Source organism: Kitasatospora sp. NPDC048365, from assembly GCF_043200835.1.
GTDB lineage: Bacteria > Actinomycetota > Actinomycetes > Streptomycetales > Streptomycetaceae > Kitasatospora > Kitasatospora terrestris.
In genome coordinates, this window is sequence record NZ_JBICYJ010000032.1 from 20,749 (window position 1) to 38,035 (window position 17,287).

A 17,287-nucleotide genomic window follows, 5' to 3' on the forward strand; every position below is an offset into this window, starting at 1 on the left:
GATTTTCCGTTCAGGCGTCCGGCGCTCGGTCGCGGAGCTCGGGCCAGCCGTCCTTGTTCGAGCAGGACTCGTAGTCGTAGCGGGTGAGGCGGTCCCACTCTGTTCCGGTCGCCTGCTCGAATGCCTCCTCGTGGACGTAGAGCAGTTCCTCGCATTGCAGTGCGGTGAACGGCGCGAAGCGCTCCGGACAGCCGAAGACACTCTCGTATGGCTGGCGGCCGGCGGCCACGACGGCAGCCCGCGAGTACAGGAAGCTGTCGTCCGACTGCGGAAACGGCGAGCCGTCGGACAGCTCCATCCCAACGACGGGCAGCGTGCCGAACGGCTCCTGGTCCAGCCGGTAGAGAGCTTCCGCGAGACGCTCACCGAAGCCGATGATCCGGCCCACGGGTTCGCGCGAGAGAATCGCGGTCAGGCGCGCGCAGCCCTCCTCGAAGCCCTGGTAGGTCTCGATGCCGGCCTCACCGCCGAGAACCGCGATGAGCTGCCAGAACCGCTCCCAGGTCATCACCGGGAGCCCGGGGCCGACGCCCTCGTTCAGCGGTGTCCTCGAATCGTTCACGACATGATCACCGTCGTCGTCCCCGTCGTCGGACGGCTCATCGCTCCACCGGAACCAGGAGTGACCGTCCTGGACGTGAAGCAGGAACTCGGCAACCGGGCCCGAGGGCGAGACCAGCGACAGGGTCTTCCTGACCTCCTCGTAGACGCCGTCGAAGCCTTCCCAGTCCTCTGCGTCGGCCAGCGCCCGTGACCGGGCGAACAGCGGCTCGAATGCGGCGAAGGCCGGACCTGCCATGAAGCGTCCGCGAAGCCACGGAAAGTCCGTCTCCTCGACCACGATCTCGCCTACCAGCTCGTTCTGGCCCACCAGCCGCCAAACCTGGCCCACGAATCCCATCGCACCCCACCCTTGCTGCCGTACCTTGCTGCCCGGCAGTCTCACATGCACCTCCGACACCGCAGGCCGGGAAGCGATCTTGCAAGACCTTGGAAGCCCCACGGTCAGCGCCACTCGTGAACACCCCTGGTTCTGCGGCAGAGCCCCGCTCGCGCGGGGAGGAGGCTTTCTGACCCTGGCGTGTCCAGACCTTGTCCCACGTGGTGATCTTCGACAGTCGTTTGTGGCAGGTTATGAGGGCGGCGAGGTCGCAGAAGGCCAGGTAGAGCAGGTGGTTGCGTTCGTAGCGCCGGGCGATGCGGCGGGTGCCGCCTGGTGGCCCGGGCGGTCGCCGAGGGCGGCCGGGAGCTCCGGCGGTTCAGACCTCGCTGGGTACCGGCCGAGCGGCAGGTGGCGCTCCAGGCGGGCGCGGGGCCGGCGGCGGTGGACGCGGTGGGCTGACCGGAAGCTGGAGACGGAGAGGGGCGCGGCCGAAGCCACGCCCCCTCGTGCGGACCACCGAGGTCAGCCGATGCCGCCCGCGGCGACGCCGGTGATGGGCTTGGCGGGGGTGCCGGCCGCGCCGGGGGCGGTCACGTCGAGCCACTTCGACCACTGGCCTCGGGTGTAGTCGCCGTTGGCGTTGTAGAGGTGGCCGCCGGACACGCCGAAGAGGCGGAGGCTGTTGCCGGTCGACGCGGCGGCGACCTCGGAGAAGCCGCTCAGGCCGCTGGCGGCGGAGATGTTGCCCCAACCGGTCCAGTAGCCGGCGGCGTAGTCGCCGGTGGTCTCGTAGACACTGCCGCCCGCGAGGACCACGACGTGGAACCGCGAGCCGGGCGTGGAGGCGCCCGCGACCTGCGTGATGCCGGTCGGGCCGCCGTACGCCGCGGTGACGTCGCCGCCCGACCAGGTGCCCCGGTCGTAGTTGCCGTCGGCGACGCGCACGTGCCGGTCGGCGCCGAGGGTGGCGACATGCAGCGAATTGCCGGTCGTCCCGGCCGCGATGCTGGTCACCCCGCCCGGCAGACCGACCGCTGCCGTGATGTCGCCCCACTTGCTCCAGGTGCCCGAGTCGTGGCTGCCGGAGGCCTCGTACACCCGGCCGCCTGCCAGGGCGACCAGGTGGGTCTGCTTGCCGATCGAGGCGGCCGCGAGCTGGGTGACTCCGGTGAGCGGACCGGGACCGGACGCATCCGAGAGGTCCTTCCAGCCCTCCCACCGGCCGCGGGCGCCGGTGGGCATGCTCTCGAAACGGGGCACCCCGAGGTTGCGGTCGCCGTTGTAGATCTTCCCGTCGGCGAGCAGGAAGGTCCGCAGGTACTCGTCCGAGGTCGTGGCGGTCGCCACTGCGGTCACGCGGTCGAGCGGCACCTGCGCGCCGAAGCTGGTGTCGACCGGCGAGAAGCCGGCCCAGACGCCGGCGGTGTAGTTGGCGCCGGTGCTGAGCAGGGGGCCTGACGACCGTGCGATCACCTGGACGCGCTCGCCGGGGAGCAGCGCACGGTGGTCGGCGTCGAAGTCCACCTGCACCTGCCGGCTCTTGGTGACGGTGTGCCCGGCCGTGTCGGTCACGGTCACCGTGACCGGGTAGGTGCCGGGGAACTCGTAATGGTGGTAAATGTCCTGGAAGGTCGACCCGCCCTGCCTACCGGTGCGGTCGCCGAAGTCGGCGGTGACCGAGGCGATCTCCCAGGGGGAGGAGGCGGACACCGCGAGGGCACACGTTCCGTCGCCGAGCACCCGGGAGGTGAAGTCCGCGGTCATGTCGCCGGGCGGGTTGGCGTGAACCCCGCCCCTGTGGATGGTCGCCGAGGCGCCGAGCGCGTTGGTGACCGTCACTCCGATGGTGAACTGGCCCGGCTGGGCATAGGTGTGCTCGACCGTGGGGCTGGTGGAGACCACGGGGGCCGTGCCGTCGCCGAAGTCGAAGGTGTAGCCGGTGAGGGGTGTCCCCCAGTCGTCCTGCGCACGCGCGGTGAACTTGATGGTGAGCGGCGTCGGCCCGACCGGGAAGGTGCCCTGCGTGCCCTGGAAGTTGAGTTCGGCGTAGCGCAGACCGCTGCGTTCGTACGCGCCCCGGTCGCGGAGGCCGGGGTTGGCGACCGAGGGGTGGTCGAGCGGCTTGGATCCGGACAGGTCGGTGGGCACGCCGGGCGCGGTCGGGTCGGCCGAGTCGATGGCGGCGGCGTCCTGGTCGCTCAGCCTGTGGAACGGCCAGTTGAGGTTCTCGTCGAACGCGATATCGAGGTCGGTGTCGTGCGCACCCTGACCGGTCGCCGTGGTGAATGCAGCGGCAGTCGGGTACGGGGTGCCGGCCCAACGGTAGGCAGCGGCGTCCGGCCAGGGATGGACGGTGTTGTAGTCCGCCTTGCTGCCGGCGGTGGAGTCGGCGGAGATCGAGATCTCCGCCTCGCCGCGCCGGCCGGCCCCGCACTTCGTGGTGTCGTACTGGGTGATGGCGGGGTAGTCGGCGGTGATCACGTTGTTCTCGACCAGCGCGCCCGGCGAGGCGCCGTCGATCAGCACGCTCTCCATGCAGGAGAAGGCGATGGTGTTGTTGGTGACCGCGGTCCCGGGCGCGTCCTTCGCGGTGATTGCCGCCGTCCGGGTGCGGTCGAAGTCGTTCGCCGTGACCAGGGTGTCGTGCACGCCCGGGTCGATGGCCACACCGGGCGAGTTCAGGAACTTGTTCCGGCTGACCGTGATGTGGTCGCTGGCACCGGAGAGCCTGATGTCGGCTGTGCCGGTGGTCCAGTCGAACCAGTTTCCGTCGACGGTGATCCGGGAGGAGTCCGCGATCGTGATGGCGTTCCGCAGGGAGTAGTACTGGAAGCCCTTGATCACAACGTCGTGCACGTTCGACAGGACGAAACTCCCATTGCCTGCGCCGGTGCTGGACCGCAGCAGGGGCTGCCCGGAGTTGTCCGCGCCCAAGGTGCCGCCGAGGAAGGTGATCGGCCGGTCCGGGGTCCCGGAACGGGTGAGGTGGACCTCGTCGTCGAAGTACTGACCGGCGCCGGAGGACAGAACCCGTACGGTCTGGCCCGGTTCGACCACCTTCGCGGCGGCGGAGATGGTGCAGAACGGCTGGGCGGGCGTGCCGCTGCCGGTGTCCGAGCAGTGGGCGGCCGGATCGTTGTCGACGATCAGCGTGCCGGCCTGGTCGGCCGTCGCGAGGCCGGGCAGGCCGAGGACGGCGGTGACCGCGGCCACCGTCAGCGCGGCGGATTGACGAAGACGCATGAAGCGTGCCCCCTACACGTTCGAACAAGATCGGCACAATATAGCGACGCAGACGAAGGGGCCGACTCCCAGGGGGGCTCGGCCGTTCGGGTGGTGCGACGCGTCAGATCCTTTGGCCTCCGACCGAAGGCGGTCGATGGCAGCCGTGCCGAGGCCGGTGCTGTCGTGGAGCGTCCGGCGCCGGCGTAGGCCTCGGCACCCGTCGGCAACCGCGTGGGAGGACCGCCCCGGCCGGTTGAGGGCTTGGCGAGGACCGGTGCGGCGAATGGGGCGGGGCGATCGCCGTCGGCGGGTGGAGCTGCTGACGGTGGGTCACCCCCGCGGGCGCCGCCAGCGGTCCGTGAGCCGGAGCCAGAAGGCGGTTCCGGGGTGCTCCGCTTCCAGGCGGGACAGATGCTTGGCAGCCGTGGCGTTGCCACCGCCCGCCGCCCAGCGGTACCAGTCCAGGGCAGCCCGGAAGTCGCCGCGCTGTTCGAGGGCGCGGGCGCCGTCCAGGACGGCCGAGGTGATCTGCCTCTCCCCGGCGCGTCGTAGCCAGTCCAGGCCGGTGAGGAAGTCCTCCTCGGTGCCCGTTGCGATCAAGTTCTGGCCCAGCGCTCGCATGGCCGGGGCATTGCCCGCTTTCACCGCGACGAGGAGCCAGCGCCGGGCGTTGGGCGGATCCAGCCGGGCCAGATCGAGGGCCAGGCCCACATCCCCGGCCCGGGCGAGCTCTTCCAGAGCGCGGAGGGACTGCTGGTCACCGTTCGCGGCGAGCTCGCGGTAGCGGCTGAGTCCCCGCTGGCGCAGCTTCTGGCGTCCGGCGGTCTTCGCCTTGCCCGCGAGTTTGACGGACAGTCTGGCCACCTCCCGCTTGGCGGTCTGGTCACCGATCGCCTCGGCCTTGAGGTACTGCTGCAGGGCGCCTTCCAACCGCCCTTGCTGCTCGCGGGCGCGTGCGCTCTCGCACAGGTGGGCGATCTGCTGCCGCTTGGCGGCGCTGAGGACGGTGGCCGCTCCGGCCTGCTGCGTGCTGCTCTTCTTCGGTGCGGCTGCTGGTGCCGGGGCGGCTTTCTTCGCGGCGGGTGCGAGGGTGGCTTTCTTAGCGGTGGGCGCGGGCGCGGCTTTCTTCGTGGCGGGTGCCGGTGTGGTCTTCCCGGCCGCCGGCGCGGCGGTCCGGGCCTGCGCCGAGCCGAGGCGCTCCGCCTCCTGGGCGGCCTTCTGGTCCCCCTTCGCGGCGGCGCGGCGGTACCACTCCAGCGCCCGGTCCGGCTGCTGCCCCTGCTCCAGCAGCTCCGCGGCCTCGATCATGGAGGGGCGGTGGCCCTTCTCGGCCGCCAGTTGGAAGCGGCCGAGGGCCTCCCTGAGGTCGCCCTTCTCGCGCCACCGGCGGCCCAGTGCGTGCATGGCCGCGGTGTTGCCCGCACCGGCGGCGCGGCGGTACCACTCCAGCGCCGCCGCCTCCTGTGCCGGGTCCTGGGCCAGCAACTGCGCTGCCAGCAGCATCGCATGGGCGTTGCCGGTGTCGGCGGCCCGCGCGTACCAGTGCAGCGCGGGTTCGTTCAGAGCGGCGTTCTGGTACCAGCTGCCGAGGATCAGCAGGGAGTGCAGGCTGCCCTTCACAGCGGGCAGTTGGTGCTCACCCAGCAGCGCGAGCTCAGCGGCGGACGGTGGAACGTGCGGTGCGCCGCCGCGCAACCGGGCCACCGCCTTTGCGGCCGTGTCGTCGCCGAGCGCAGCGGCCTTGGCGTACCAGTGGGGCGCCTCGGCCGACTGCTTCCGATCCCGCTCCAGCAACTCGGCGAGCCGTACGGGAGCTTCGCGGACTTCGCCCTCGGCCGCAGTCCGGTAGAGGTCGATCAGCCGGTGCCGTTGCTTCGGGAAGCTCTGCTGGATCAACTCCGCGGCCTGGTACGCCCCGGTGGGGTTGCCGGCCGCGGCCGACCGCAGGAACCACTGCAGGGCGGACTCCTGGTCCCCGGTCGCCTGCTGGGCTCGCGCGACCAGCCGCATGGCCTCACTGTCGCCGGCCCGGGCAGCGGCCAGGTGCTTGGTGCCGGGCGGGTTCGCGGTGGCAGACGGGTTCGCGGTGGCAGGCGGGTTCGCGGTGGCAGGCGGCGCGGCCGCGACACCGTTCCTGTCGCCTGCCGAGGTCGAGGGTGCCTTCGCCGCTGCCGGCCGTGCGGCAGTCGGTGCGGTCGGTGCGGCCGGCGCTGCGGCAGGTGCCGTGGCGACTGCCTTGACCACGGTCGCCGCCGCAGTCGTGCCGCGTGCGGCGGCCGGGCCGGGCGCAGTCGGGGGCAGCGTGGTGGCGTCCCCGTCCGGTCGACCGGGCGGCGCGGCGCTCGGCCGGTGCCGGCCGGGTCTGCGGTCCCCGGGTGGCACGGTCGGGTCCCCCGGGTCCGGCACCGGTGTCCAGGTCCTGGCATCCGGCGAGCTGTCAGCGCCCCACGGCTCATCGGGGCCCCGCTCCCGTCCCGGCAGCCGCAGCGGGGCCCGCAGGTTGATGGCGAGGGCAGAGCGGTCCTCCAGGACCCGCCAGAGTGGGCGCGGCAGCCACTCCTGCTCGTCGGGGGACACGGCGGCCGGCAGCAGCCCGGCCAGCTCGGCCAGGCCGGGGCGGGCGGCCGGGTCGGGCTCCAGGCAGGGGCGGACGACCCGCTCCACGGTCGGTGCCAGCCCGCGCAGGTCCGGCCGCCCGTGGACGATGTTCCAGCTGATCTCCAGCGGGGATCCGGGACCGAACGGATGGCGGCCGAGCGCCACGTAGGCCAGCACCAGGCCCAGCGAGAAGACGTCGCAGGAGCTGTCGGCCGGTTCGTTGCGGAGCAGTTCGGGGGCGGCGAAGTTGAGCGTGCCGAGGGCGGCGTTCCCCGTGAGGGTGGTGGCGTCCTCGAGGGTGAGGTGCCGGGCGATGCCGAAGTCGACCACGTACGGCCGGGTGCCGGCCAGCAGGACGTTGCCCGGCTTGAGGTCGCGGTGGACCAGCCCGGCGGCGTGGACGGCCCCCAGGGCGTCGACCAGCCCGGTGGCCGCCACCCGCCAGGTCCGCTCCGGCAGGGGCCCCTCGCACTGCTCCAGTGCGGTCGGCAGATCGACACCGCTGATGAACGTGGTGGCGAACCAGGGCTCGGCGGCATGCGGGTCGGCCTCCACCAGGGTGGCGGTGTACTCGCTGACCACCGTCCGTGCCGCCCGCACCTCCCGGGCGAATCGGCGGCGAAACAGCTCGGGGTTCCCGGCCAGGACGTGCGGGTGGATGGTCTTGAGCGCCACCCCGGCGCCGTACGGCCTGCGCGCGAAGTAGACCGTCCCCCACCCGCCCTGGCCCAGCCGGGCGAACAGCCGGTACGGGCCGATCGTCTCCGGATCGTCCGGCCGCAGGTGCTCCAACTCGCCCTCTTCTCCGTTCGGCCGGCCCTGGGACCCGCCCTGGTGTCGCCGTTCGGCCCGCCCGTCGAGGCCTCAGCCCACGCGGGTCAGGTCGTCCCCGTCGCGCGGGCGCCTGGGCGGCTTGGCCCGCACCCCCTCGTGCCGTTCGCCCGGCCAGCGCTGCCCGCTGCGGGAGAGCAGCACGCCCGGCACGATCTCGATCTCGTCGTCCGGGCCGAAGGCGCGCAGCAGCTCCTCGCGTGACTGCCCCGCCGACAGCTGGTTCAGGTGCGGCAGGGGCTCCCACGGGGTCGGTTCGCCGCCGGGCCTGCGCGTGCGGACGGAGCTGAGCGCCGTGCTGACGTCGAGCACGCGCAGCGTGCCGTGCCGGGAGACCAGGATCAGGTGCCGTCGACTGATCCGCCGGCGGCGGTCCTCGTCGAGGTGGCGCTCCTCGATCCGGTCCAGGTGGCCGCGGCCCAGGACGAACTCCCGGGCGTCGTCATGGGTCAGGTTGTCCCAGGCCCGGCAGACCCCGTCGACCGTGATCTTGAGCTGCACCCGGGGGCGGCGCGGGCCGCAGTCGTGCAACAGCGTCCGGTGGACCTGGCAGACCACCTTGCCGCCTGCCAGTGCGGGCTTCGGCGTGCAGCCGACGACCGGGCACTGCCAGGCGTGCTCCAGCACGTCGGAGCGGGGCCTGCCGCGCTGGTCGAGCAGGCGGGCGGCGCGCAGCCGGTCGTGCTCGTCGGCGCTGGACACCTCGCGATCGGCGACGAACCGCATGTCCCGGGGGACCAGCCGCACCGAGGGGCCGACCCGCTCCGGCTTGAGGAACCGGTCCCGGTTGCCCTGGATCCACTCGTGGCGGCCGCGGTGGCCCTTGAAGTTGTCGCTGCTGATCACGGGAGTGCCGAGGGCCTCGGCATGGTCGAGCAGGTCCGGGTCGGCGGTGGCGTGGGCGGTGATCAGGGAGCGCTCGTGCCACTCGCGCAGCAGCGCGGGCTCCGCGGGGTCGGGGAAGTCGGCGTCGTGGGCCGGGTTGAGCAGGCTGTCGTCGGCGATCGCGTGGACGGTCACCTCGCGGTCGCCGGTGAGGTCGCGCAGTGCGTCCAGGACCAGCCGCAGGCGGTGCAGCGAGCCGCGGTCGGCGCCGCCGAGTGACTTCTCCCGCACGATGTTCGACAAGTCCAGGAGGAAGTCGGCCTGTTCGGGGTCGCCCTCCAGGTGACGTTCCATCAGGCGAAGGTTCGTCAGATCGCTGGTCACGTGTTTCCACTCCACACCGAAGCGTTGTCGGTACGGGAGTAGAGGCTAGCCCGTCCCGGCGGGGCGCACTCGCGCATCCGGGATTTCTGCGCCGGCGACGCCGAGACCCGCGAGCGAGCAGAAGACCCGTGCCCGGCAGGACAAGTACGAGACCCCGGAGGAGCTGCGCCTGGCCCGCCGGCTCCGGGTCGGCCGGATCGTCATCGACAACCTCGCCGAGATCGCCCGCCTCGCCGCGCTCACCGTCGCCGACACCCCGCAGCGCGTCCTGGTACGGGTCGTTCCCGGCGTCGCCGCGGGCCACCACAGTGCCGTGCGGACCGGCGTCGACGGGCAGAAGTTCGGCTTCTCGCTCGCCGGCGGCGACGCCGCCGACGCCATCGCCCGGGTCCTCGCCCAGCCCGGCCTCCACCTGGTCGGCCTGCACTGCCAGCTCTCCATGGCCTCCGGGTACAACCTGGTCGGCCGCCCACTCCGCGATCTTCGAGTGGGCCGAAGGCTGGTACACCATGCGCAGGCCGCACAGCAGCCTCGGCTACCGCAGTCCCGCCGACTACGAGAACGTCCTGGCGGCCTGACCACCACACCAACGGTGTCTGTCAAAGCGGGGCAGGCTCAGGCTCCGCATGGTCGTCCGACGCTCGACGAGTTGCTACCGCTGGGACGGCCGCCCCACCGGCCGACGTCTCGAGTGGTCCGTCGGCCGGTCGGCCTCAGCCCCAGTCCTGCAGCTGCTGGAGCAGGTTGGCGTTGCCCTCGATCCGCACCGAGTCGGCCGGGATGCGCATGTACATGAGCAGGGCAATCTCGCTCGCCCTGCCGTAGATGGCGGCGGTGGGCTTGCTCTCGGCGGCCTCCGCCGAGGTGAGGCGGGTGAAGCGGGAACCGGCGGCGTCCACCGTCTGGCGCCAGGAGCCGGCCTCGGCTGCGTGGTAGTCCATGGTGGCGGGCTCGCCCGGCCACGGGTCCGTGCCGGTGCAGACGGTGGCGAGGAACTCCTCGACGGCGTCGAGCGCCTCGGTCGTCGGCAGCTCCTGCTGGGTGCCGGAGGCCAGCTGGGCGTCGTAGGTGTGGATCAGCGATTCCGGGACGCGGCGGCGGGCCACGGCGGCCACCATGTGCGACGAGGCCAGCGGCTCCCACCAGGCCCAGCAGCCCCGGTCCGGGCCGGCCTCGCGCAGAGCAGCGAGCAGCTGCTCCGTCGAGTCGGCCAGCCAGGTTGTGAGGGCCTCGCGCTCCCTGGGCGCCGCCAGCCCGTCCTTGCTCGGCCGCTCGTCGCCCGGCGCGGTGTTCAGCACGATGTAGGCCCAGAAGCGGTCCCCCTCGCTGAGGTGGTTCGCCAGGTCGTACAGCGTCCAGCCCGGGCAGGACGGGACGTCGGCGTCGAGGCTGGGGGCTGCGGCGACGGCGGCGCGGAACGCGGCGGAACGCTCGTCAATCATCCGCAGCAGGGTGGGGAAGTCGAGATGATCAGTCACGCGGACCTTGTATCACCCGGACCTGCACTCTCGCACTCGATTAAGGGCCCGCAGAGAATCAGCTCGCTGTTGCTTCCCACCTGAAACTGCTTCCTCCGGACTCACATGTCCCGGTCTCCAGGTGTCCGACCGCAGGGTGGAACTTCACCCTCCCGCTCGGCCCGCCCCGCCAGAACGCCAATCCGCGCGCGCCGGCGTTCTGGCGCCACAGGGAACGGCCCGGTCCACGAAACCCGGGGACAACGAAACCCGGGGACAACGAAACCGCCGCGGTGTTCGTGTGTGGAGATGACAAGAGAAGGAGAGTCGTGGACTGGCATCACGTTGCGAGTGAGCTGCTGCAGGCCCGGGGCAGCGCGCTGAAACGGTACGGGTACCTGCTGTGCGGTGACCGGGCGGAGGCCGACGACCTGGTCCAGGAGGCGATGGTCCGCGTCTTCGCCCAACCCCGTCGGAGCTGGGACGTCGAGTCCGCGGAGCGCTACGTGCGGCGGGTGATGCTCAACCGCTACCTCGACCAGCACCGCCGGCGGGCCCGCTGGAGCGCCCTGGTGCCACGGCTGGTGTCTCCGAGCACCACGAGCGACTTCAGTACCGCCAGCGGCGACCGGCTGGACGTGGTGAGCGCCCTCGACGCACTCTCGCCACGCCAACGGGCTTGCGCGGTCCTCCGCTTCTACGAGGACCTTCCCGTGACCGAAGTGGCGCAGCGGCTGGGGTGCAGCACGGGAACCGTCAAACGGCATCTGAGCGAGGCCGTCGCACGACTCGGACAGATCCTGGTGTTCAGCCAGGCGGATGGGGAGGATCACCATGGGTGAGACGGAACTGCGGCTGCTGCTCGCGGACGCCGCCGACGAGGCCGGGCCGCTGGAGGCGAGCCGGGAGGCCGTCCTGCGGGCGGTTCGCCGGCGCAGGCGACGGCGCACGGCAGCCGGCGGACTCGCCACCGCCGCGGTCGTCCTGGGCGCGGTGGTGACGACGCAACTGGCCTCCGGGGCAGGCCTGCCCGCTCGGCCCGCGCTCGGCACACCAGCGGCGCCGGCCGCCGACACACCCCGACCCGGTTGCATCGCCGACCCCGCCCCGGTGACGCAGTCGGCCCCGCCATGGCTGACAAAGGACTCCGCCTGCCGATACCTCGGTCTGACACTCGAAGCCGCACGTGCCAAAGCGGCCACCGAACACCGCTACGTGACCATCAGGAGTCAGGACGGGACGAATTACACCATCACCTACGTCTACGACCTCTCCCGGATCGTCGTCGACGTCGTCCACAACCGCGTCACCGCGGCCTCCGTCGGCTGACCCCCACCCGCACGCAACGGGCCGCGGCGGACGGCCCGGACAGCCTTTCCAGGTGCGTGCGGACGCATACGACCAGGCCGCGGCAGCGTTTGCTCCCGCGCCGGTGGTCCGGACGGTGAGCGTGCCCGCGGCGCAACCCCGTTGCGCGGTCGTGCCCGGCGGGCGGGTCTGTCAGGGCGTCAGGCCTGCGCGTACGCCCGGTCGGCCATCGTGGCGACCATCAGCGGGAACTCGTGCGGTGGCACGGCGGGCGAGGCGGGGAAGGCGGGCTTCAACGCCCCGGCGGGCCAGAACGCCACCCGGCAGGCCGAGCAGAACCAGGCGTGCTCCCACACCTGCATCCGCCGGGTCCAGACGACCTTGTGGAAGGACACCTGCTCGGCATTGGCGGCGGGCAGCGGATCGCGGCCGCGGGCCAGGTACAGCACCACCCAGAACCCGAGGCCCGGCAGCGGCACACCGGCCAGGACCGCTCCCACACCCACCCCGGTGGCACCGGCGACCAGAACCGCGACCAGGGCAAGCGCCAGGTAGCCGCCGACGATCAGCGCCACGGTGCGCGTGGTCGGGTTCCAGCGGGCCTCGGCGGTGGCGATCCCGGTCACCGGTGGCGCGGCCGGCGGGGCCACCTCGACAGCGGGCGGGTCGCCCTCCCAGGCCTGGCGGGCCCTGAGAGTGCTGTCTGATCCTCCGCACTGCGGACACTGCTCGGACACGCTCGTTCGTTCCCCTCAGACGGTCCACGCCCGTCGGACACCGGCCTCTCGGCCTCGCGGCCCGCGCGGGCCGGCGACACCCCGGACACGCAGGTGCCTGACACAGCTGACCCGGACGACGACATGCCCGGCCACCCCAAAGTGCCACTGCCGGCACAATGATCGACTGCCGGGGACGAGCAGGTCAAGGCATCCCGCCTGGTCACACACCGATCAACCGCCACCGAGTCGGGCCGTGCCGTCCTCCTGGGCTCGCGCCGATGACCACGCGAGCCCGGCCCGGCGTTGCCCGCGCAGGCCGCGCCGACACCGCGATTGCTCCCGCCGGGTCCGGCCTGCGGCGGCCGGGGGCGGTCCGGTGCGGGTCGATGAAACCGTTCGGGCGGTTGATGCGTGTACGCCGGTAGTGCCGGTACGGGGGGAAGAGCGATGAACAGGTTCGGCAGGTCCGCCGCGGCCGGGGTCATGGGTGTGGTGCTGACGTGCGCGGTGGGGTGCACCGGCGGTGGCGGCTCCGCGTCGAGCGGCGGTACGCGGACGGGCGCCGGTGCCTCGGCGGGCGCCTCGGCGGCGCGGATCCGCATCGAACCGGCCGGCGGCGCCGAGAACGTCAGACCGGCCGACGGGCTGAAGGTCTCGGTGACCGACGGCAAGCTGACCAAGGTCACCGCCGTGGACCAGGCCGGCAAGCCGCTCCCCGGAGCACTGTCCGCGGACGCCACCGGCTGGGCACCGACGGGCGGCCTGGCGGTCTCCTCCCGCTACACCGTGCACGCCGAGGCCGTGGACACCGCCGGACGGTCGGCGACCACCGAGAGCTCCTTCTCGACCCTCACCCCGGCCAAGGACGCGGGCCCGCACGACAACATCACCGACGGCTCCACCTACGGCGTCGGGATGATCGTGCGCCTGCGGTTCGACCGGGACGTCAAGGACCGGAAGGCCGTCGAGCAGGCCGTCACCTTCGAGAGCATCGACGGCGTGCAGGTGAAGGGCCACTGGTTCAGCGACCGCTGGGTCGACTTCCGCCCCGAGGACTTCTGGAAGTCGGGCAGCAGGGTCACCATCCACTACCGCCTCAAGAGCGTCGAGGTGGCACCGGGGGTCTACGGCGGCGTCGACAGCGACCAGACCTTCACCGTCGGCCGCGACAAGCGGAGCACCGTCGACGCGGCCACCCACCTGATGACCGTCGAGAAGGACCACCGCGTCGTCGAGACCGTTCCGATCAGCACCGGGGCCAGCACGCCCAAGTCGTGGAACGCCTACAACGGCACCATGGTCGTGATGGACCGGATCCCCTCCGAGACGATGGACTCCTCGACCGTCCCCGGCCTGGAGGGCAACGCGTACAAGGAACGCGTCCCGCACTCGCTGCGACTCACTGACTCGGGCACCTACGTCCACGGCAACAACTGGTCGGATCCGAGTGTCTTCGGCCACGAGAACGTCAGCCACGGCTGCGTCGGCCTGCAGGACGCCAAGGGGGACTTCGGCGCCGACAACTCCCCGGCCGGCAAGTTCTACGCCGACTCGATCGTCGGCGACGTCGTCACCGTCAAGAATTCGGTCGGGCAGCCCGTCGACCCCTCGAACGGCTACAGCGGCTGGAACACTCCCTGGAGCCAGTGGTAACCGCGCGGTCCGGCCAAGGCCGGGGGAGCGGCGGGTGCGTGCCCCGGACCGGAAGGCCTGTGGCGGCGGCGGGAGTTCAGCGGCGGCCGAGGAGCTTCGCCAGGAAGCCTCCGCCCTTGCGGGCGTTGCGGTCGCAGCTGCAGCGGGCGTTCTTCGGGACGCCGGCGAGCACCTGCTCGACGTGCATGCCGCACCCCGCGTAGTCGGCCTTGCCGCAGGTGCGGCACACGGTCCGTCGGCACATCGCCGTTGCTCCTCGCTTCGTCCTCGGCTCTCGCCCGTGCCCCCACTATACCCGGAGGGGTATATCGGGGCGGAGGGTCGGACCGGCCCCATGGGGCAGGGACCGACCGGCCCTGTTGACGCCGCGGGGCGCGGCGGAGAGTGGTGAGTACGGCACCCGTCCGCGGAGGAGTGAGTGACCATGCGGCACCGCTGCGTCCACGACGTGATGACCCAGGAGGTCGTCACCGCTCGGCCCGACACCCCGTTCAAGGAGGTCGCGCTGCTGTTCCACCGCAACGACATCACCGCCGTGCCGGTGGTCGACGAACAGGACCGGCCGATCGGGATGGTGTCCGAGGCCGACCTGATCCGCAAGGAGGCCGTCCTGCCCGACCCGGAGGGCCGCCACCCCGGCCTGCGGCTGAAGCCCGCTGACCGGGCCCGGGCCGAGGCCGAGACCGCCGGCGGGCTGATGACCAGCCCCGCGGTGTCCGCCCGCGCCGGCTGGACGATCGGCGAGGCGGCCCGCCAGATGGACCGGCACCGGGTCAAGCGGCTGCCCGTCGTCGACGAGGCCGGCCGGCTGGTCGGCATCGTCAGCCGCCGCGACCTGCTGCAGGTCTTCCTGCGGCACGACGGCGCGATCCGCGAGGAGATCGTCCACGACGTCCTGGGCCGGACCCTGTGGCTCGCCCCGGACGATGTCGAGGTCGCCGTGCACGACGGCGTCGTCACGCTCACCGGACGGCTCCCGCGCCGCAGTCTCATTCCGATCGCCGAGCAGCTGTGCCGCGCCGTGGACGGTGTGGTCGCGGTGCACCAGACGCTCGACTGGGCCGAGGACGACACCGATGTGCCCCTCGAGAAACCCCGGGCCTACGGCGCCGGCCGCTGACCCGGCCGCCGACCCGGCCCGGGCCCGCCGTACGAGCGGCGAGGAGGAGCGATGATCCGCCGCCTCCACCGCCCGCCCGCGGGCGCCCGGCCGGTCCGGACCGAAGCGCGGAGCACGCTGCACATCGCGGTGCGCGGCTCCCGGGTCGACGATGTCCGCCTGGAACTCCCCGAGCCCGCCGACGACTTCGAGGCGCTGCTGCGCGGCCGCGCCCACACCGAGCCGCCCGACCTCACCGCCCGGATCCGGGGCAGCTGCCCGGTCGCCCAGCGGATGACCGCCTGCCGCGCCGTCGAGGACGCCTGCGGCGCGGTGGTGGACGGGCCGCTCGCCGACCTGCGCCGACTCCTGCACTGCGGCGAGTGGATCCGCAGCCACGCCCTGCACGTCCACCTGCTGCACGCCCCCGACTTCCTGCACCTGCCCGACGCGCTCGCCCTCGCCCGCACCCGGCCCGACCTGCTGCAGCGCGGCCTGCGCCTGCGGAACGCGGGCAACGAGATCGTCGAACTGCTCGCCGGCCCGGCACCCCACCCGGCCAACGTCCGGGTCGGCGGCTTCCGCCGGCTGCCCGACCGCGCCGAACTGGACCGGCTGCGCGCCGTGCTGCGGCAGGCGCGGGGCGATGCGGAGTCCACCCTGGCCTGGGTGGGCGGCTTCGAGTTCCCCGACCTCGCGATCGGCCACGAGCTGCTCGCCCTGCGCGGCAGCGGCGGCTACGCGATCGACTCCGGCGTCCTGTGGAGCAGCCGCATCGGCGCCTTCACCGTCGCCGACTTCGAGCAGCACGTCCACCGGCGCCGGGTGCCCGGGTCGGCCTCGCTGTACGCCGAGCTCGACGGCCGCCGCTACCTGACCGGCCCGCTCGCCCGCTGGTCGCTCAACAGCGCCCTGCTCCCGGCCGAGGTCCGCGCGGCCGCCGACGCCGCCGGACTCGGACCGACCTGCGACAACCCGTTCCGCGGCATCCTGGTGCGGGCCGCCGAGGTGCTGTGGGCCGTGGTCGAGGCCCGGCACCTGATCGAGCGGTACGTGCCGCCGCGGGTACCGGCCGTCCCGGTCGAGCCCCGTGCGGGCGTCGGCCACGGCGCCACCGAGGCGCCGCCCGGGCTGCTGTACCACCGCTACGAACTGGCCGCCGACGGCACCGTGCTCGGCGCCACCGTCGTGCCGCCGACCACGCAGAACCTGGCCGCCGTCGAGTCCGACCTGCGCGACGTCGTCCAGGCCCGGCCGGACCTGGACGACGCGGAACTCACCCGCCGCTGCGAGCGGGCCGTGCGCAGCTACGACCCGGGCATCGCGTGCGCCGCCCACTTCCTGGACGTCACCGTCGAGCGGTCCTGAGCGGGCTCACCCGTCGGACGGGACGACGACCACCGGGCACCGCGCGTGGTGCAGCAGGCCGTGCGGGACGGAGCCCAGCCGCATGCCGGTGAAGCCCCCGTGCCCGCGGCGCCCGACCACGACGGCGAGGGCGTGCGCGGAGACCCGGGACAGCTCGTCGACGGGGTGGCCCAGCAGCACCTCGTGCGTCAGGTCCAGGTCCGGATGGTCGACCAGGCAGCCGGCGGTGACCTCGTGGAGCTGCCGGCGGATCTCCCCGACCGCCCGCTCCTCGTCGACCGGTACGTGCAGCGACGCCTGCCAGGCCGACACCGCGCGCAGCGCGGCCCCGCGCTGCGCGGCGAGGTCGGCGGCGAACGCCACGGCCCGCTCGGAGGCCGCGGAGCCGTCCACGCCGACCACCAGGTAGGGCGGCTGGTGGGAGGTGTGCTCCGGTGCCCCGACCACAACGACCGGGCAGTGCGCCTGCGCGCTCACCGGGACGGTCACCGAGTAGCCGCTCAGCGCCTCCTCCAGCCGGTTCAGGCCGCGGGAGCCGAGGACGACCAGCCCGGCCCGCTCGGACTCCCGGCAGAGCACGGGCGCCGGGTTGCCCTCCACCGGCACGGCCTCCACCACCAGGCCCGGGTAGCGCTCGTGGACCAGCGCCGCCGCCTTCTCCAGGGCCGCCTCGCCGCCGCGGCGCAGCGCCTGGTGGAAGCGGCCGCCGTCGTACCCGCGCAGGTCCCGCGGTTCCTCCCGGACCGCGTGCACCAGCCGCAGCGGCGCGGCCCGCCGGTCGGCGGCGTCGGCGGCCCAGGCGACCACCATCGGGCTGACGTGCTGCGCGTCGACACCGAGCACGATCGGACGGCGCTCACCGGCGGACGTCATGGCTCCTCCACGCGGTCGGGGGCCGGCTCGTCACGCGGCCGCTCCCCACCCACGCTAAGCGGCC

14 protein-coding genes are annotated in these 17,287 nt (G+C 72.9%); 6 read left to right on the forward strand and 8 right to left on the reverse strand.

All coding sequences use genetic code 11. The features are described 5' to 3' along the window. Positions 1-10: 10 nt before the first annotated feature. From ACGFX4_RS28220 to ACGFX4_RS28235, 4 genes are all read right to left on the reverse strand, one after another. Positions 11-871 (reverse strand): DUF4240 domain-containing protein, encoded by an 861-nt coding sequence (locus ACGFX4_RS28220; RefSeq protein WP_393079988.1) that lies wholly within the window; start codon positions 869-871, stop codon positions 11-13. 534 nt (positions 872-1,405) lie between these two features. Further along, positions 1,406-4,126, reverse strand: a complete 2,721-nt coding sequence (locus tag ACGFX4_RS28225) for a PKD domain-containing protein (protein WP_393079989.1) — start codon at positions 4,124-4,126, stop codon at positions 1,406-1,408. A gap of 312 nt (positions 4,127-4,438) precedes the next feature. Beyond that, positions 4,439-7,498 carry a protein kinase gene (locus ACGFX4_RS28230; protein WP_393079991.1) on the reverse strand — a complete coding sequence of 1,020 codons (3,060 nt, stop codon included), beginning with the start codon at positions 7,496-7,498 and terminating at the stop codon, positions 4,439-4,441. Positions 7,499-7,570: 72 nt separating this feature from the next. Then, positions 7,571-8,716, reverse strand: a complete 1,146-nt coding sequence (locus tag ACGFX4_RS28235; protein ID WP_393079994.1) for a hypothetical protein — start codon at positions 8,714-8,716, stop codon at positions 7,571-7,573. A gap of 112 nt (positions 8,717-8,828) precedes the next feature. Here ACGFX4_RS28235 and ACGFX4_RS28240 point away from each other — a divergent pair, with 112 nt between their 5' ends. Further along, positions 8,829-9,542: a hypothetical protein gene (locus tag ACGFX4_RS28240; protein ID WP_393080167.1), complete on the forward strand. Its 714-nt coding sequence runs from the start codon at positions 8,829-8,831 to the stop codon at positions 9,540-9,542. On the opposite strand, the gene ACGFX4_RS28245 is transcribed toward ACGFX4_RS28240, so the two are convergent. Beyond that, entirely contained in the window at positions 9,460-10,224 is a 765-nt protein-coding gene (locus ACGFX4_RS28245; RefSeq protein WP_393079996.1) for a maleylpyruvate isomerase family mycothiol-dependent enzyme, read from the reverse strand. The genes ACGFX4_RS28240 and ACGFX4_RS28245 overlap by 83 nt on opposite strands. A gap of 308 nt (positions 10,225-10,532) precedes the next feature. Between ACGFX4_RS28245 and ACGFX4_RS28250 the strand changes: the two genes are divergently transcribed. Together ACGFX4_RS28250 and ACGFX4_RS28255 are read left to right on the forward strand one after the other, a co-directional pair. Then, positions 10,533-11,045, forward strand: coding sequence for an RNA polymerase sigma factor (locus tag ACGFX4_RS28250; RefSeq protein WP_393079999.1), 513 nt, complete (start codon positions 10,533-10,535; stop codon positions 11,043-11,045). Further along, the gene (locus ACGFX4_RS28255; protein ID WP_393080001.1) at positions 11,038-11,532 is read left to right on the forward strand and encodes a hypothetical protein; all 495 of its coding nucleotides are present in this window, start codon (positions 11,038-11,040) and stop codon (positions 11,530-11,532) included. Before ACGFX4_RS28250 ends, ACGFX4_RS28255 begins: the two co-directional genes overlap by 8 nt. A 179-nt stretch (positions 11,533-11,711) precedes the next feature. Here the strand turns inward: ACGFX4_RS28255 and ACGFX4_RS28260 are convergent, their stop codons facing one another. Continuing rightward, the gene (locus ACGFX4_RS28260) at positions 11,712-12,248 is read right to left on the reverse strand and encodes a hypothetical protein (RefSeq protein ID WP_393080004.1); all 537 of its coding nucleotides are present in this window, start codon (positions 12,246-12,248) and stop codon (positions 11,712-11,714) included. Between the two features lie 429 nt (positions 12,249-12,677). Here ACGFX4_RS28260 and ACGFX4_RS28265 point away from each other — a divergent pair, with 429 nt between their 5' ends. Continuing rightward, entirely contained in the window at positions 12,678-13,883 is a 1,206-nt protein-coding gene (locus ACGFX4_RS28265) for an Ig-like domain-containing protein (RefSeq protein WP_393080007.1), read from the forward strand. A gap of 76 nt (positions 13,884-13,959) precedes the next feature. On the opposite strand, the gene ACGFX4_RS28270 is transcribed toward ACGFX4_RS28265, so the two are convergent. Further along, positions 13,960-14,127: a hypothetical protein gene (locus tag ACGFX4_RS28270; protein ID WP_393080009.1), complete on the reverse strand. Its 168-nt coding sequence runs from the start codon at positions 14,125-14,127 to the stop codon at positions 13,960-13,962. 180 nt (positions 14,128-14,307) lie between these two features. Here ACGFX4_RS28270 and ACGFX4_RS28275 point away from each other — a divergent pair, with 180 nt between their 5' ends. After that, positions 14,308-15,003 carry a CBS domain-containing protein gene (locus ACGFX4_RS28275; RefSeq protein WP_393080011.1) on the forward strand — a complete coding sequence of 232 codons (696 nt, stop codon included), beginning with the start codon at positions 14,308-14,310 and terminating at the stop codon, positions 15,001-15,003. 51 nt (positions 15,004-15,054) lie between these two features. Next, positions 15,055-16,350 (forward strand): Ni/Fe hydrogenase subunit alpha, encoded by a 1,296-nt coding sequence (locus tag ACGFX4_RS28280; protein WP_393080014.1) that lies wholly within the window; start codon positions 15,055-15,057, stop codon positions 16,348-16,350. 6 nt (positions 16,351-16,356) lie between these two features. On the opposite strand, the gene ACGFX4_RS28285 is transcribed toward ACGFX4_RS28280, so the two are convergent. Further along, entirely contained in the window at positions 16,357-17,223 is an 867-nt protein-coding gene (locus ACGFX4_RS28285; RefSeq protein WP_393080017.1) for a universal stress protein, read from the reverse strand. Positions 17,224-17,287: the final 64 nt, after the last annotated feature.